General features: G+C 63.3%; 12 protein-coding genes. 10 read left to right on the top strand and 2 right to left on the bottom strand.

From position 1 onward, the window contains the following. Positions 1 to 18 precede the first annotated feature (18 nt). The 7 genes from PQR67_RS02250 to PQR67_RS02220 all read left to right on the top strand — a co-directional run bounded on the left by PQR67_RS02250 (position 19) and on the right by PQR67_RS02220 (position 9,296). A complete protein-coding gene (locus PQR67_RS02250; RefSeq protein ID WP_408453860.1) occupies positions 19 to 1,542 on the top strand; it encodes an efflux transporter outer membrane subunit in 1,524 nt (507 codons plus the stop codon). Positions 1,543 to 1,583: 41 nt separating this feature from the next. Then, positions 1,584 to 2,867, top strand: a complete 1,284-nt coding sequence (locus PQR67_RS02245; RefSeq protein WP_408453857.1) for an HlyD family secretion protein — start codon at positions 1,584 to 1,586, stop codon at positions 2,865 to 2,867. 84 nt (positions 2,868 to 2,951) lie between these two features. Further along, positions 2,952 to 4,514, top strand: a complete 1,563-nt coding sequence (locus PQR67_RS02240; protein ID WP_408453854.1) for a DHA2 family efflux MFS transporter permease subunit — start codon at positions 2,952 to 2,954, stop codon at positions 4,512 to 4,514. A 177-nt stretch (positions 4,515 to 4,691) separates the two neighbouring features. After that, a complete protein-coding gene (locus PQR67_RS02235) occupies positions 4,692 to 6,665 on the top strand; it encodes a PAS domain-containing hybrid sensor histidine kinase/response regulator (RefSeq protein ID WP_408453851.1) in 1,974 nt (657 codons plus the stop codon). Between the two features lie 190 nt (positions 6,666 to 6,855). Next, positions 6,856 to 8,016 carry an acyl-CoA dehydrogenase family protein gene (locus PQR67_RS02230; protein WP_408453848.1) on the top strand — a complete coding sequence of 387 codons (1,161 nt, stop codon included), beginning with the start codon at positions 6,856 to 6,858 and terminating at the stop codon, positions 8,014 to 8,016. Positions 8,017 to 8,040: 24 nt separating this feature from the next. Continuing rightward, the gene (locus PQR67_RS02225) at positions 8,041 to 8,646 is read left to right on the top strand and encodes an SAM-dependent methyltransferase (protein WP_408453845.1); all 606 of its coding nucleotides are present in this window, start codon (positions 8,041 to 8,043) and stop codon (positions 8,644 to 8,646) included. Beyond that, the gene (locus tag PQR67_RS02220) at positions 8,643 to 9,296 is read left to right on the top strand and encodes a glycosyltransferase family 2 protein (protein ID WP_408453843.1); all 654 of its coding nucleotides are present in this window, start codon (positions 8,643 to 8,645) and stop codon (positions 9,294 to 9,296) included. Before PQR67_RS02225 ends, PQR67_RS02220 begins: the two co-directional genes overlap by 4 nt. A gap of 23 nt (positions 9,297 to 9,319) precedes the next feature. Here the strand turns inward: PQR67_RS02220 and PQR67_RS02215 are convergent, their stop codons facing one another. Beyond that, positions 9,320 to 10,717, bottom strand: coding sequence for an MFS transporter (locus PQR67_RS02215; RefSeq protein ID WP_408453841.1), 1,398 nt, complete (start codon positions 10,715 to 10,717; stop codon positions 9,320 to 9,322). A 235-nt stretch (positions 10,718 to 10,952) separates the two neighbouring features. Between PQR67_RS02215 and PQR67_RS02210 the strand changes: the two genes are divergently transcribed. Further along, positions 10,953 to 11,105 carry a hypothetical protein gene (locus PQR67_RS02210; protein WP_408453839.1) on the top strand — a complete coding sequence of 51 codons (153 nt, stop codon included), beginning with the start codon at positions 10,953 to 10,955 and terminating at the stop codon, positions 11,103 to 11,105. Between the two features lie 63 nt (positions 11,106 to 11,168). Here the strand turns inward: PQR67_RS02210 and PQR67_RS02205 are convergent, their stop codons facing one another. Beyond that, positions 11,169 to 11,306, bottom strand: coding sequence for a hypothetical protein (locus PQR67_RS02205; RefSeq protein WP_408453836.1), 138 nt, complete (start codon positions 11,304 to 11,306; stop codon positions 11,169 to 11,171). 487 nt (positions 11,307 to 11,793) lie between these two features. Between PQR67_RS02205 and mprF the strand changes: the two genes are divergently transcribed. Both mprF and PQR67_RS02195 read left to right on the top strand, forming a co-directional pair. Continuing rightward, complete coding sequence (mprF, locus tag PQR67_RS02200) at positions 11,794 to 14,346, top strand: bifunctional lysylphosphatidylglycerol flippase/synthetase MprF (protein WP_408454798.1); 2,553 nt, start codon at positions 11,794 to 11,796, stop codon at positions 14,344 to 14,346. Further along, positions 14,343 to 15,605 carry a virulence factor family protein gene (locus PQR67_RS02195; protein WP_408453833.1) on the top strand — a complete coding sequence of 421 codons (1,263 nt, stop codon included), beginning with the start codon at positions 14,343 to 14,345 and terminating at the stop codon, positions 15,603 to 15,605. Before mprF ends, PQR67_RS02195 begins: the two co-directional genes overlap by 4 nt. Positions 15,606 to 15,964 lie beyond the last annotated feature (359 nt).

Here is a 15,964-nt window from a genome sequence, read left to right as displayed (position 1 = left end):
TATCTGACAGGTCAGAAAATGATGTCACAGTTAAATCGGCAGGCAGCCGGGTCGCGAGTCGCGAAGGCCGGTGTGACGGTGATCTTCGCGGCGGTGCTGTCGGCTTGTGCGAACTACGCCGGTATTTCGAGCGACAAGCAGATGGCACAGCCGCAGACGTACGCGACCCAGCAGAGCATTCCCGCGGATCACGGCCATTGGCCCGCCGCCGATTGGGCCGATCAATTCGGTGATGCGCAATTGAAGGCCTTGCTGGCAGAAGCGCTGAAAGGCAATCCGTCGGTCGAACAAGCCCGGGCGCGGGTTGCCGCGGCCGCTGCGTATAGCGACACGGCGAAGGCCAGCACGATGCCTCAGGTCGGCGCCACCTATTCGTTTACGCGCCAACAGTATTCGGGCACGGCGCTAGTGCCGCCGCCGTATGGCGGGTCATGGCAATCGGAGAATCAGGGCCTGTTATCCGCCTCCTACGATCTGGACCTATGGGGCAAGAATCGCGAAGCACTCAAGGCCTCGCTGTCTCAACTGCAAGCGAGCGAGGCGGATGCCGAAGTCGTCAGGTTGTCGCTGAGCTCGGCAACGGCGCGGGCCTATAACCAGCTCGCCCGGCTGTACGCGTTGCGTGACATCGCGCAGCAGGAGATCACGCAACGCGAGCAGATCGACCGTATCACCGCCGGTCGCATCGCGACCGGGCTCGATACGGAGGTCGAGCGCAAGACGGCGCAAGCGAATCTCGCCACCAGCCGCGCCAGCCTGGCTTCACTCGACGGCGCCATCCTCACCACCCGCTATCAACTGGCTGCCTTGCTCGGCGCCGGTCCGGACCGCGGCCTCACGATTGCGCGGCCGGCGCTCGGGATCGGGGACGAAGTCCGTTTGCCGGACAACCTGCCCGCCGATCTCGTGAGCCGCCGACCGGATCTGGTCGCCGCCAGATGGCGCGTCGACGCGCTGACGCACGACGTGAAGGAAGCCAAGGCCGAGTTCTATCCCGACATCAACCTGAGCGCCGCGATCGGTCTCGATGCATTCGGCTTTGGGCGTTTCCTCACCGCGGCGAGCCGCACGGCATCTGTCGGTCCCGCGATCCATCTGCCGATCTTCGACGGCGGTCAGTTGCGCGCGCAATTGAAGGGGCGCTATGCCGACTTCGACTATGCCGTCGCGACGTACAACCAGACGCTCGTCACCGCGCTCTCCGAAGTCGCGACGCAACTCGCGCAAATCCGTTCGACCGACGCGCAGCTCGGCGACGCGCAGGCAGCCCAGGACGCCGCGCGCGGTGCCGATCAGTTGGCGCTCACGCAATACAAGGCCGGCCTCGCGAATCAATTGACGGTACTGAACGCCGACACCACGGCGCTTGCCGCCGACCAGCAGGTCGCGAATCTGAAGATGAACCGCCGCGATCAGCAGATCGCGCTGGCTGCGGCGCTCGGCGGTGGCTATACCGATCGCGCCGAGTCGAATCCCAACGATAGCGCGGCAGCGTCAGCCGCTTCGCCTGTACCAGCCAACCCCGTCGTCGCCGCCCGCTAAGGCGCCATCGCGACGCTTTATTTTCTGTCAGGAGCCTCAAAATGAGCGACACGATCGATACCGCCCGCACCACGGCGGACGCAGACCAGCCGCAGCAAGTGCAGCAACCGCAGCATCCGCAGCAAGTGCAGGCGCCAGCGAGGCGCAAGCTGCTGCTCAGCTTGCTGGCCGCCACGGTGGTGCTGGCCGGCGCGGGCTACGGCGCCTACTACGTCACGAACGGCCAGTACCACCAGTCAACCGACGATGCCTACGTCAGCGGCAACCTGGTTCAACTGACGCCGCAAGTGAGCGGCACCGTGGTGGCGGTGAACGCCGACGACACGCAGATCGTCAAGCAGGGCGCGCCGCTCGTGACGCTCGATAACGCCGACGCGAAAGTCGCGCTGGCGGACGCCGAAGCGACGCTCGGCCAGACCGTGCGGCAAGTCAGCGGCCTCTACGTGAATAACGATTTCTATGCGGCGACCGTCGCGCAACGTCAGTCCGATCTCTCGCGCGCCGAAGACGACCTCAAGCGCCGCCTGGCCGTGGCGGAAACGGGTGCGGTGTCCGGTGAAGACATCGCCCATGCGCGCGACGCCGTCAGTTCGGCACTGGCTGCGTTGGACGCCGCGCGTCAGCAAGCGGAGGCCAACCATGCACTGACCGACCGTACGACGATCGAGCAGCATCCGGACGTGCAGGCTGCCGCATCGAAAGTGCGCAACGCCTACCTGAATTACGCGCGCAACACCTTGCCCGCGCCGGTGACAGGCTATGTGGCGCGCCGTTCGGTGCAGGTCGGTCAACGGGTGGCGCCAGGCACACCGCTGATGGCGATCGTGCCGCTCGACGGCGTGTGGGTCGACGCGAACTTCAAGGAAGGCCAGTTGAGGCACATGCGCATTGGCCAGCCGGTCACGCTGACAGCCGATGTGTACGGTTCGGGCGTCAAGTATCACGGCCGCGTGCTGGGCTTCTCGGCGGGCACGGGGGCCGCATTCGCCGTGTTGCCCGCGCAGAATGCGATCGGCAACTGGATCAAGGTCGTCCAGCGCCTCCCGGCGCGAATCCAGCTCGACCAGAACGAACTGAACGCGCATCCGTTGCGGATCGGGCTGTCGATGCAAGTCGACGTCGAGACGCGTGACCAGTCGGGCAGCCAATTGGGTGCGGCCGTCGATACCCGTTATCGCACGGACGTCTTCGCCGAATACGGCGCCAACGCCGACGCCGAAATCGCCAGGATCATCGCGCAGAACATGCCGTTGGCACGTGCGCTGGCATCGAGCGCCACGCAAAAGAACGCAGCGCAAAAGAACGCGGCACGGAACGCAGGTTAAACGGGCGATCCCTGCATGGGTGCCCAATTTTTTTGCCCAATTAACTGATAAGTCAGATATCTGTGTCCTTCGACAGGTGATGAAATGAATGGATCGACCAATTCCGCCCCGTTGCCGCCATTGACCGGCGGCAAGCTCGTACTGGCGACACTTGCCGTGGCGCTTGCCACGTTCATGAACGTGCTGGATTCGTCGATCGCGAACGTGGCGATTCCGACCATCGCGGGCAATCTTGGCGTGTCGGTAGATGAAGGGACGTGGGTGATTACGCTGTTCGCCGCCGCCAACGCGATTGCGATTCCTTTGACGGGCTGGCTCACGCAGCGCGTCGGACAAATCAAGCTGTTCGTGTGGGCCATTCTGTTGTTCGTGATTTCGTCATGGTTGTGCGGGATTGCGCCGACCTTGCCGATACTGCTCGCCGCGCGGATTGTGCAGGGCGCGGTGGCGGGGCCGTTGATTCCGCTGTCGCAAGCCATTCTGCTCGGCTCGTATCCGAAGGAAAAGAGCTCACATGCTCTCGCTTTGTGGGCCATGACGGCGACGGTCGGCCCGATCGCGGGTCCGGCGCTCGGCGGCTGGATTACGGATAGCTACTCCTGGTCCTGGATCTTCTATATCAACATTCCTGTCGGCATCTTTGCAGCCGGCGTGACGTGGGCGATCTACCGCAAGCGCGAAACGCCGACGAAGCGCCTGCCAATCGACAAGGTGGGGTTGATCTCGCTGATCGCATGGGTGGGTTCCTTGCAGATCATGCTCGACAAGGGCAAGGACCTCGACTGGTTCAACTCGCCCGTGATTGTTGCGTTGACCGTATTCGCGGCGATCAGCTTTGTGTTCTTTGTGATCTGGGAGTTGACCGAGAAGAATCCGATTGTCGATTTGCGATTATTCGGAGGACGTAATTTCCTGGGCGGCACGCTTGCAATTTCGGTGGCGTACGCTGTGTTCTTTTCCAACCTCGTGCTGCTACCGCAGTGGATGCAGGAGTACCTGAACTACCGGTCGGTGGATGCCGGTCTGGTCACCGCGCCGCTCGGCATCTTTGCCGTGATTCTTGCGCCGGTGATGGCGAAGATCATGCCGAAGTCGGATCCGCGCGTGTTGGCGACGCTGGCGTTTCTCGGCTTTGCCGGCGTGTTTTTCATGCGCTCGTATTACACGACCGGCGTGGATACGTGGACCCTGGTTTTACCGACCTTGCTGCAAGGTGTTCCAACGGCATTGTTCTTTGTGCCGCTGACGGCGATCATTCTTTCCGGCCTCCCCATGGACAGGATTCCGGCCGCCGCGGGCTTGTCGAACTTCGCGCGGGTGTTTGCGGGGGCAGTGGGTACGTCGCTTGCTACAACAGGGTGGAATGACCGCACGATCTTGCATCACGCGCGGCTCGCTGAGCAAACCAGTGTGAACAATCCGGTGTTCACCTCCGCTCTGGACGCGATACAGGCTTCGCTGGGGGGCAGTGCTTCGCAGGCCATGGCGTTCTTTGAACAGTCGATGAACGCCCAGGCGGCAATGCTCGGCCTGAACGATATTTTCTGGCTTTCAGCGGTGATTTTCGTGGTGATCATTCCGTTGATCTGGGTGACGAAGGCGGACAAGTCGAGTGTGGCGGCGGCCGCGGGCGCCGGCGGGCACTGAGGGCCTGCAACCATGCGTCATGGTTAGTGTGTTCGGCGTGCGTTACATAAGTTGCGCGGTACGCGTGGCGTCAAGACGGTCGTTTTCGGCGCTCGGAGCAATCACGTCGAGCAATAGGCGAAACATGAAACTGGGCCGGTGTATGCTGTTTGAACATACCAATAGACTCCTTTCATCATGAACGAAACTGACGCCCGCCCCGCCGGTGATAACGGCGAGGCCGCCAACGTATCGCCGGTGCTTCGTGCGAATGCATCCGCCGAGGTCGATTACGGGGCGCTGGTTCAGTCGATCGAAGACTACGCAATTTTCCTGCTGGACCCGACCGGGCATATCGTCAGTTGGAATGCCGGCGCGCAGAAGCTGAAGGGCTATGCGGCGCACGAGATCATCGGCGCGCACTTTTCCCGTTTCTACACCGCCGAAGCCGTGGCGCGCGGCTGGCCGGACTACGAGCTGCAGCAGGCAACGCTGACCGGCCGCTTCGAGGACGAAGGCTGGCGGGTTCGCAAGGACGGCACAACCTTCTGGTCGAACGTCGTCATCACGGCGGTGCGCAACGAAGCGGGGGTGCTGACAGGTTTCGCCAAGATTACCCGCGATCTGACCGCGCAGCGCGAGTATCTGGAAGCGTTGCGGCAGAGTGAGGAGCGCTTTCGTCTGCTGGTCGACAACGTGAAAGACTACGCGATTTTCATGCTCGATCCGGATGGCTACGTGGTGAGCTGGAATGCGGGCGCCGCGCGCATCAAGGGCTATACGCGCGAAGAAATCGTCGGCCGGCATTTTTCGACGTTCTACTCGCGGGAAGAAGTGGCGGCCGGCAAGCCTGCACGCGAACTGGCGATCGCGAGGCAGCACGGCCGGGTCGAAGACGAAGGCTGGCGCGTGCGTAAGGACGGCACGACCTTCTGGGCCAACGTCAACATCACCGCTGTGTATGACGAATCGAACCGGCTGCGCGGCTTCGCGAAGGTGACACGCGATCTGACCGAGCGCCGCGAGCGCGAAGAACTGGAGCGCTCCGGCGACCGCATGCGCAAGTTTCTCGCCACGCTCGCCCACGAGTTGCGCAATCCGCTTGCACCGGTACGCAACGCGATTGGTGTGATGCAACTCGAGGCGGGCGTGAGCCCCACGATGGCGCGTTCACGCGATCTGATCGACCGCCAGGTGACCCATCTCACGCGTCTGGTCGACGATCTTCTCGACGTTGGCCGCATCATGTCGGACAAGGTCGAGTTGCGCATTGCGCGCGTCAATCTGGCGGAAGTGGCGGCACGCGCGATCGAAGCCGCGCGGCCGTTTACCGAAGCGCGGGAGCAGAGCGTGGCGACGCATATGCCCGCCGAGCCGCTTATCGTTAGCGGCGACACGACGCGGCTTGTACAAGTGCTGCAAAACCTGCTGCATAACGCGTCGAAGTTTTCGCCGTCTGGCAGCCGCATCGGGATATTCGGGCGTGTCGAACATCATATGGCGGTGCTGGAAGTGCGCGACCACGGCCGCGGCATTCCGGTGCGTGCGCTCGATACGATCTTCGAGTTGTTCGTGCAGGAAAAGAACGGGCAGAATTTTGGCGAAGGCGGTCTCGGCATCGGTCTTACGTTGTGCAAATCGCTGGTCGAAATGCATGGCGGCAGCATCATCGCGAGCAGCGAAGGCGAGGGGCGCGGCAGTTCGTTCACCTTCAGTTTGCCGCTTGCCGCGGCACCCTCCGAAACGCAGTCTGATCAGGCGGGCGTGACAGAGGGTGTGGTGTCGCCGTTGCGCATTCTGCTGGTGGACGACAATCGCGACTCCGCCGACAGCCTCGCCATGCTGCTCGAACTCAAGGGCCACGAAGTCCGCATTGCCTATGACGGAGCGCAGGCGCTCGATGTCGCGCCGCGCCTCGTGCCTCATCTTGCGTTGATCGACCTTGCGATGCCGAAAATAGATGGTTTCGCGACGCTGGCGGGGTTGCGCGAGATGCCCGCGTTGGCCGGCACGGTGTTCGCGGCCATGACCGGCTTCGGTCACGCCGACGATCGCGAACGTACGCGGGCCGCTGGTTTTGACGCGCATCTTGTCAAGCCGGTGGAACTTGCGCTATTCGAAGGGTTGCTGGAACGGGCGCAAGCTAGGCGCGGGCAACGCGCTTCTGGCTAGAGCCAGGGGCGCGCCTACTTCGTCGAGGCGAGCCGCGCATCACGCGGTTAGCGCCAGCGCGCCAAAACCCCTGAAATAGCGCGATGCGTCCCAGGTGTTCGATGCCTGAGGCATGCCGCTTGCTGTTCATCTGCACGCGCCCGGCTATCAAAGTCCGCGCGCACGGATCGAATCGCTTCAGGGAGACACCATGCTCGATACGCGCGATCGTACGGCCAGCGCGAGTGCGCGGCCGCCGGAGAGAGCCAGCAGAATTCTCGCGTGCGACCTTCATGCGGCATGCGTCGCGCTACCGGCAGTGCGTCCCGCCGGGACGCTTGAAGACTTTCTGCGCGACACGCGTTTCGACACAGGCGACGCCATTGCATTGGGCGATGTTTTTTGCGCACTGGTCGAGCGGGGCTACGACCGGTTGCCCTTCGTGCCATTGCCGGGGCACGGGCAAACGCTCGCGCGCTGGCGTGCTCTGGCCGCGGTTGCCGCGTGCGATCTCGGTCTCGTCAAACTGTTCGAAGGACATACCGACGCGCTGGCGATTCTCGCCGAGTTGCACGGTCCCGCGCCATCCGTTGGCAGCCGCTGGGGCGTATGGGCCGCGGAACCGCCTGATGCGCGCGTGCAGGTCCAACGCGCGCGCCGCGCCGATGATGCCGCGCGACTGCACCTGAGCGGCACGAAAGCGTGGTGTTCGGGCGCGGGGGTGGTCAGTCACGCACTCGTCACCGTATGGCTCGATGGTGAACCTGTGCTCGCAGCCGTCGCGATGGATCAAGCGTCGATTTCGATCGACACCTCGAAGTGGCATGCCGTCGGCATGCAGCCAACCGCAAGCGCTGACGTCACCTTCGATCGGAGCTCCGCCACGCTCGTGGGCGCCGCACATGATTACGTGCGCCGGCCGGGCTTCTGGCATGGCGGTGCCGGTATCGCTGCGTGCTGGTACGGCGCGGCCTCGCAGATTGGCCGGACCTTGCGCGACGCGTCCATGCAACATGCTGACGGACATCGGCTCGCCCACCTCGGTGCGGTCGATGTGGCCTTGGCAGGCGCCGCCGCCGTGCTGCGCGAAACCGCCGCCCATATCGACGCGAATACCCAGGCCAACGCTCAACGGGAAGCCATGCGCGCCCGTCTCGTCGTTGAAGAAGCCGCCACTGCCGTGATGACTCACGCGACGCGCGCGCTCGGCGCCGGTCCGTTATGCCGGGATGCGAGTTTTGCCCGGGCGCTGGCGGACCTGCCGGTGTTCTTGCGGCAAAGCCATGCCGAACGCGATCTTGCCGCGCTCGGTGAGCTGACCGTCAAAGCAGGGGCCGATCCTGCTGCCAGAGGTGCGCCATGGATGCTCTGACGCAATGCGGGGAGGGCCGCTGACATGTCCTCGACAGCGCTGTATTTCGATGCACTCTACAAAAGCAGCGACGACCCGTGGCACCTGCGTGAAGGCTGGTATGAGCGCCGCAAGCGGTTGCTCACGCTTGCGCTGTTACCGCGTCCGCGTTATCGCAACGCGTTCGAGCCGGGTTGCGCGAACGGCGAATTGACCGCCGGGCTGGCAGCGCGCTGCGATGCGCTGCTCGCGGCCGATCTGCACGAAACAGCCGTGCGTCTGACACGGGAACGTGTGGCCGGGATGCAGCAGGTCCGTGTCGAACAGCGCAGGGTGCCGCAGCAATGGCCGACCGAGGCGGGATCGTTCGAGTTGATCGTGATCAGCGAACTTGCCTATTACCTCGACGCAGCCGATCTCGAAACGCTGGCCGCGCGAATTGCAGCGTCGCTCACGCCTGACGGTACGCTGCTCGCGTGCCACTGGCGCCGTCCGTTTTCCGAGGCGCTCGCCTCCGCCGACGCCGCGCACGCGTTGTTCGATGCACGCTGCGGCCTGTCGCGTCTCGCGCATCACGACGAAGCCGATCTCCTGATCGACGTATGGTCGCGCGACGCACGTTCAGTGGCGCAACGCGAGGGGCTTTCATGATCGGTGTGATCGTTCCAGCGCATAACGAAGAGGGCTTGCTGGCGCCGTGCCTTGCCGCGTTGATCGAAGCGTCGCGACACCCAGGTCTGAGCAGCGAGCCGGTGCGGATCGTTATCGTGCTCGACGCCTGCAACGATTTCTCGGGAATGATCGCGCGTGCTTACGGCGTTGAGACATTGACGCTGAAGGTGCGCAATGTCGGCATCGCGCGCGCGACGGGGGCCGACTTTTTGCTGGCGGATGGCGCCCGCTGGCTCGCGTTCACCGATGCTGACAGCCGCGTGTCACCGGGCTGGCTGGTCGCGCAGTTGTCGCTGGACACGGATGCTGTATGCGGCTCAATTGCGGTCGACGACTGGACCACACATCCACACAGCGTGCGCGAGTATTTTCGCAAGACCTATGTGGACGCCGACGGCCACCGCCACGTGCACGGCGCGAATCTTGGTGTCAGCGCAGAAGCGTATCGACGCGCCGGCGGTTTTCCGCCGCTCACGTGTAGCGAAGACGTTGCGCTTGTCGACCGGTTGATCGCTACGGGGGCCCATATTGCGTGGAGCGCCGCACCGCGTGTAATCACGAGCGCGCGTACGGCGACACGCGCCCGCGGCGGCTTTGGCGATACGCTTGCCACATTGGTGAGCGGCTAGTGCGCCTGATGCGCGCAGTCCGCTTACCCCCGGCCGCCTCGCGAGATCTCCTCACCGGCGCGATGCGGCATACGCAGCGTCACGGGAATCGAGGCGAACGAGCACAGGCCCACCACCAGGAACGCCGGCCAGAAATCCGACCACGTGATGCTCGGATGGCCGTGCAATACCCGCGAAATCTGCAGCACGATACCGCCTATTGTCACGCCCAGGCCGAGCGACATCTGCTGCACGACGCTGCCGAGACTCGTTGCGCGGCCCACATCGCGGCTGGCGATTTCCGCGTAAGTCAGCGAGTTGAGACTCGTGAATTGCAGCGCGGGGAAGAAGCCGCCGAGCAGTACGACGAACCAGATGATCCAGGTCGGCGTACCGGGAAAAAACAGTCCGCATGCCGCAATCGCTATCCCTGAGAGCGCCGCGTTCACCACCAGCACCGAGCGGAAGCCGTACCGATGCAGCACGCGCGAGGCGAACGTACGCATGAACATGCCGCCGAACGCGGACGCGCAGGTGATCAGGCCGGACTCGAACGCGCTCATGCCGTGTCCTTCCTGCAGCATTAGCGGCAGCAGAAAGGGCAGCGCGCCGAGGCCGATGCGAAACAGCGATCCGCCGAGCACGCTCGCCTGGAAAGTCGGCACCTTGAAAAACCGCAGATCGAGCAACGGAAATTCGACGCGCTGGGCGTACACGACGTAGCCGAGGAGCAGCACAGCGCCGCTCGCGCACATGCCGAACGCGTTCTGATTCGACATGAGTTCGCCGCCCACCAGCGACAGTCCGAGCAGAAGCAGCACCGCGCCGGCCGCCGATAGAAAGAAGCCGATCCAGTCGAGCGGGCCAGGATCCGGTTCGCGTGTGTTGGCGATATACCGGTTGGTCAGATAGATACCGAGAATACCGATCGGCACATTGATGAAAAAGATCAGTCGCCAATGCAGATAGGTGGTGATGAAGCCGCCGAGCAGCGGGCCGGCGGCCGGCCCGAGCAACGCAGGGACGCTCAGATAGTTCATCGCGCGGATGAAGTCGGACTTGCTCACCACCCGGAAGATGATGATCCGCCCGACCGGCACCATCATCGCGCCGCCGACGCCTTGCACGAAGCGGGCGAGGGTGAAGGTGGGCAGTGAGTTGGACGCGGCGCACAAAAGCGAGCCAGCCACGAAAATGCCGATCGCGGTACGGAAAACGGTCCGCGCGCCGAAGCGGTCAGCGAGCCAGCCGCATACCGGGATAAAAACACCGAGACCCAGCACGTAGCTCGTCACCGCGATTTTCAGCGTGACCGGATCGCGCCCGAAGTCGCGCGCCATGGCGGGCAGGGCGGTGACGATCACATTCGCATCGACGCTTTCCATGAACATCGCGCATGCGACGATAAGGGGCGCAATCAGAGCTTTCTCGACGACGGTCATGGGAGCCGGGTGTTCTGCGGCGGATGGTCGCAGGCAAAGGCGTCATTATTGCACCTGTACGGTGCGGATGGTTAATTGTGCGCCGCCTGATGCCGTCCCTATTCGAGATTGCGCGGATCGCGCGTGTCACCCGCGCACAACATGCCGACGTTGTTATTGATATTTGTTGCAGTGCGACACGAGAGGACTATAATCGGGTTATTCCCTAGGTATAAACCCTAAATAGGAGCCCATCATGAACACTGCATCCAACACCGCTACCGTCCGCACCGCTACCGCCGCCAACGCTACATGGCTGGGCAAGCTCCGCGCGCTGGCCTTGCACGCGCTCAACCTGCATCTGCAAAACTGCGCGGTGCTTGCTGAAGCGCATCGCCGCCCGCAGTAAGCGTTGAAGCAGGGGCCGGGATCGATCGTTACCGGCCCGGAATCCCGAACACCAGCTTGTGCGTTACTCCCTGACGCGTGACGAAACGGGGCGCTGCTCTTTAGTCGCTCGCGCGGACAGCGAACTGATCAATAGCGCCATCGACACCAGGCCCACCAGATACACGCCGGCCATCACCCAATCCTGTTCTGCCATCATCATTCCCCTTCAGTTGCGGCTATTCCTGCTACGAAATCCCGGCATTGCGCCGTGCTCTTGATCTCGATTACGGCATGTGAAGCGAAAATCTTGATGGAGCAAACCAGCCTTTAAATCGGTGCGCGATCTAAGCGATATCGATTTTTGTCTCGTAATTTTCAATAAATGTTTAAAATCGCGTCCCTTGTCGACCGCGATGATCCTCTTTGGCACGGCGCATCAATCGGCAATTTCGACCGTTTTATTGGCACATGCCGCGCTGTCATGGAGCGAGGCGTGTTCCGCATCATTTGCCGCCAAGCTTAATTCCGACGAATTGACTGACATTGGCTAACGGTGTCAACCTTTTTGACACTTTGTCGTTATCCATTTGTAATCGCCAGAGTAAGGCGGCGCCGTGGCAGACGACCCGTCGTCACGACAGATCCAGGCAAGGCCCGCATTGACCATTTTCCACCGATATAACAACAGCTTCGACCGACTAGGCGCCATGTGCGGCCGGGTGTCCAGGGCACTTGGCAAGCGCAGCGTTCTGTCGCCCGTGCTTGCGCTCGTCATTTGCGGGTTGCTGCTGGTCGTCTTGCAACATCTCTCGCAAGCGGTCGACTATCGCTCGGTCATGCGTCAGTTGCGCCATCTGACCGGGGGCGAGTGGGCCGCGGCGCTTGGCGCGACCGCGCTGAGCTATGTCGCGCTGGTCGGCCGTGACGCGGTCGGCTTGCGCTACCTCGGCGCCACGGTGCCGCGCGCGGCGCTGTGGATCGGCGCGACGGCGGGCTCCGCGCTCGGCAATGCGACCGGCTTCGGTGCATTGACGGGCGGCGCCGTGCGTGCACGCGTCTACGGGGTGTCGAACGTGACGCCCGCACAGATTGGCCGCATGACCGTATTCACAAGCGTTTCACTGGCGCTCGCGCTGGTGCTGATGACAGCGCTCGGCATGGCGTGCCTCGCCGATCCGCTTGCGACGATGCTGCATCTGCCGCCGCTCACGCTGCGTTGGAGCGGTGCGACGGTGCTCGTCGTGCTCGGACTCGCGGCTGCCGCCTGCCGTCGCGAAACGCGTCCGATCCGCACGCGCTGGCAGTGGCTGTCGTTCGATATCCCGGCGCGCCGCGATCTGATCGCGCAAGTGGCGCTCGCCGTACTCGATGTGGTGGCCGCGGGCCTCGCCTTGTGGGCGCTGCTGCCGCATGCGGACGTCGGCTTCGTGACCTTCATCACCGTCTATGCCGCCGCGATGCTGCTTGGCATGATCGGCCACACGCCGGGCGGCGTCGGCGTGTTCGAAGCCGCGATGGTGTTCACGCTGAACGGCAGCGTGCAAACGCATCAGATGGTCGCGGCGCTGCTCGCCTATCGCGCGATTTACTTCGGTGTCCCGCTGATCGTCTCGGCGGCGCTGCTCGCCGGCTTCGAAGGCCGCGCGCTGAAAAGCCGTTTTCCGCTGCATCATGCGGCGGGCGCGTCGAAACTCGCGCCGCTGTTTCTGAGCCTCGTGACGTTCGTGGTCGGCAGCATGCTGGTGATTTCCAGCGCGACGCCCGCCTTCTGGCAGCGCATCCGGATTCTGCGCGACGTGTTGCCGCTGTGGGTGCTCGAAAGCTCGCAGATGCTGTGCAGCGTGCTGGGCGTGCTGCTGTTATTCGTCGCGCGCGGCTTGCTGCGGCGTCTGGATGCGGCGTGGTGGATGACTTTGCTGCTGGCGGTGCTGAGCCTCGGGCTGTCGTTGACCAAAGGACTTGCGTTTGTGGAAGCGGGCGTGCTTGGCACGCTGATCGCGTTGCTGCTGTCCACCCGTCGCCGTTTTAATCGCCATTCGTCGCTGTTTGCCGAGCCCTTTACGTTGGGCTGGCTGATGTCGGTGGCAATGGTGCTCGCGCTTGCCGTGTGGGTGATGCTGTTTGCGTTCCGCGACGTGCCCTATACACGCGACCTGTGGTGGCAATTTGCTTTCGACGAACGCGCCCCCCGTGCGTTGCGTGCGACGCTGGCCGCCAGCCTGTTTGCCGCGACGCTCGCGTTCTGGCAACTGCTGCGCCCCGCAGCGGGCCGTTTCGTGATGCCGCCTGCGCAAGATCTGCAGGACGCCGCGCGCATTGTGCGGGCGCAGGAGCGCAGCGACGCCGGTCTCGCGCTGATGGGCGACAAGAGTTTTCTCTTTTCCGAATCGCGCGCAGCATTCCTGATGTACGCAAAAAATGGCCGCACGTGGGCCGCGCTTCACGATCCGGTTGGTCCGCGCGAAGAGTGGGCCGGTTTGATCAGAAAATTTGTCGCGCTCGCGCACACGCACGGCGGCCGTGCTGCGTTCTATCAGGTGCGCGCCAACGCGTTGCCGCTGTACCTCGATGCCGGCCTCACGCTGATGAAGCTGGGCGAAGAGGCCCACGTGGTGCTCGACGATTTCGACCTGAAGGGCTCGCATCGCGCGCATCTTCGCTATGCGCTCAAGCGTGGCGAGCGTGACGGCTTTACTGTCGAAGTGATCGATCAGGCCGATGTGCCGGCGTCGCTCGAAACGCTGCGCGAGATTTCCGACGGCTGGCTCGACAGCCGCGACGCCCGCGAAAAGAGCTTCTCCGTGGCCGCGTTTACCGACGAATACCTCGCCGCGCAGTCCGTGATGCTGGTGCGCCAGAACGGCGAACCAGTGGCTTTCGTGACCTTCATGACGACCGATCTGAACACCGAAGCGACCGTCGGCGTGATGCGGCATGTGGAAAGCGCGTCGCCGTATGCGATGGAATATCTGTTCACCCAACTGGCGCTGCATCTGAAGCAGGCGGGGTTCCGCTCGCTCAGTCTCGGCATCGCGCCGCTCTCCGGCATGCAGCCGACGCCGCTCGCGTCGCGCTGGCATCGGCTGGCGGGCATCGTGTGGCGCTTCGGCGGCCGCTTCTATAACTTCCGTGGACTGCGAGCTTTCAAGAGCAAGTTCCAGCCGCATTGGGAGCCGCGCTATCTCGCGGCGTCGGGTTCGATGAGCGTGTTCTTCACGCTCGCGGACCTGTCATTGCTGGCAGGAGGCCGGCGTTCATGACATTGCATCCGTTTTTCAGGCTCGCCGTTGCGGCGAGCCTTGTTATTGGCAGCACGTCTGTTTTTGCCGCAACCACCACCGTGTCCGGCGGCCGTTATGGCGACGTGACGGTGACGCAGCCGGCCGGCCCTTTGCGCGGCCTGGTGGTGCTGTACTCGCCGGCCAGCGGCTGGAGTGCGGCCGACCAGCAAACCGCCGATGCGCTTGCCAAGGCGGGCGCGATGACCGTCGGCGTGGATACGGCGCGCTATGCAGCCAACCTGAGTGCGAAGAAAGAAGCTTGCCATCAACTGGTGGGCGATGCTGAAGCCCTGAGCCACCAGCTTGAACGGCAATCGCAATCGAGCCGCTATTTCGCGCCGATCGTCGCCGGTACGGGGCAGGGCGCGACGCTGGCGATGCATGTGCTCGAGCAGGCGCCGTCGAATACGGTGGCCGGCGCGGTCTCGGTGGACGCCGAGCGCAATCTGGATGCGCGCTTTCAACCGTGCCCGCCGGACCCGACGATTATCCGCGACAAGGTGCCGGGTTTCGTCGAAAAGGCGACGCCTGGCAATGGCGATCGCACGCAACTCGTGGCGCTAGTGACGCGGCATTTGCAGACGGCGACGACGAGCGATGACGATGTCTCCGATCTGCCGCTGATCGAGTTGCCGGCAGCGCGTCCGAACGGCTTGATGGCGGTTGTGATTTCCGGCGACGGCGGCTGGCGCGATCTCGACAAGACCATCTCGCTCGCCTTGCAGAAAGACGGCGTCTCGGTGATCGGCATCGACAGTCTGCGTTATTTCTGGAGCGAAAAGACGCCGGCGCAGACGAGCCGCGATCTCGCGCGCGTGATGCAGACTTACGGGACGCGCTGGCACGCTGAGCATATTGCGCTGATTGGCTATTCGTTCGGCGCCGACGTGATGCCGTTCGCCTATAACCGCTTGCCTGAGGCGCTGCGTGCGAAAGTGTCGCTGATTGCGCTGCTAGGCTTTGCGCCCGACGCCGATTTCCAGATCCGTGTGGGCGGTTGGCTCGGTATGCCGGCAAGCGATAAGGCGTTGAAGGTGCAACCCGAATTGACGCGTGTGCCGCCTGCGCTCGTGCAGTGCTTCTACGGTGAAGAAGAGAAGGACACCTTGTGTCCGGCGCTCGCGCAAACCGGCGTCACGGTGATTCGCACGTCGGGCGATCATCACTTCGGGCGCGACTACAACGCGCTGGAACGGAGCATTCTGGATCAGTTCAAGAAGCAAAGCGGCGTGCGCTGATGCGTCCGTCCGCATGATGCGCGTCCCTCGGACATCGGACGAAGGACGCTACCCGATCTAACGAGCGGGGATTGACAAAGGCCGCCAAGTCAACGAAGATCAACCGCATGAACTGCCTCGACATCCGTATTGCGCTGATTATTAGCACCATTCATCGAATGGTGGGTTAGCGCGCGTCTAGTCGCAGTGACAATAACCCGCCCCACGAGGCGGGTTTTTTTATGTCCGCTTGCTGCCTGTCAGCTGCCTGCCTCCTGGTGATCACTCTCTGTTGACTTGTCCTTGCCGCACAGGAGCTTGCCTTGCCATTACACGAACTCAATCAAGGTGTCGAAGCCGCTGATAACGTGGCGTTGCGT

It is taken from the genome of Paraburkholderia fungorum, from assembly GCF_046026025.1.
Taxonomy (GTDB): domain Bacteria; phylum Pseudomonadota; class Gammaproteobacteria; order Burkholderiales; family Burkholderiaceae; genus Paraburkholderia; species Paraburkholderia fungorum_E.
The sequence above is the reverse complement of the archived record's forward strand: the minus strand, read 5'-3'. Positions and strand labels throughout refer to the sequence as shown.

What these genes read in the sequence shown, in the direction of transcription:
- PQR67_RS02250 (WP_408453860.1), top strand. Translation starts at nt 19, where the DNA reads ATGATGTCACAGTTAAATCGGCAGGCAGCCGGGTCGCGAGTCGCGAAG.
- PQR67_RS02245 (WP_408453857.1), top strand. Translation starts at nt 1,584, where the DNA reads ATGAGCGACACGATCGATACCGCCCGCACCACGGCGGACGCAGACCAG.
- PQR67_RS02240 (WP_408453854.1), top strand. Translation starts at nt 2,952, where the DNA reads ATGAATGGATCGACCAATTCCGCCCCGTTGCCGCCATTGACCGGCGGC.
- PQR67_RS02235 (WP_408453851.1), top strand. Translation starts at nt 4,692, where the DNA reads ATGAACGAAACTGACGCCCGCCCCGCCGGTGATAACGGCGAGGCCGCC.
- PQR67_RS02230 (WP_408453848.1), top strand. Translation starts at nt 6,856, where the DNA reads ATGCTCGATACGCGCGATCGTACGGCCAGCGCGAGTGCGCGGCCGCCG.
- PQR67_RS02225 (WP_408453845.1), top strand. Translation starts at nt 8,041, where the DNA reads ATGTCCTCGACAGCGCTGTATTTCGATGCACTCTACAAAAGCAGCGAC.
- PQR67_RS02220 (WP_408453843.1), top strand. Translation starts at nt 8,643, where the DNA reads ATGATCGGTGTGATCGTTCCAGCGCATAACGAAGAGGGCTTGCTGGCG.
- PQR67_RS02215 (WP_408453841.1), bottom strand. Translation starts at nt 10,717, where the DNA reads ATGACCGTCGTCGAGAAAGCTCTGATTGCGCCCCTTATCGTCGCATGC.
- PQR67_RS02210 (WP_408453839.1), top strand. Translation starts at nt 10,953, where the DNA reads ATGAACACTGCATCCAACACCGCTACCGTCCGCACCGCTACCGCCGCC.
- PQR67_RS02205 (WP_408453836.1), bottom strand. Translation starts at nt 11,306, where the DNA reads ATGATGATGGCAGAACAGGATTGGGTGATGGCCGGCGTGTATCTGGTG.
- mprF (WP_408454798.1), top strand. Translation starts at nt 11,794, where the DNA reads ATGTGCGGCCGGGTGTCCAGGGCACTTGGCAAGCGCAGCGTTCTGTCG.
- PQR67_RS02195 (WP_408453833.1), top strand. Translation starts at nt 14,343, where the DNA reads ATGACATTGCATCCGTTTTTCAGGCTCGCCGTTGCGGCGAGCCTTGTT.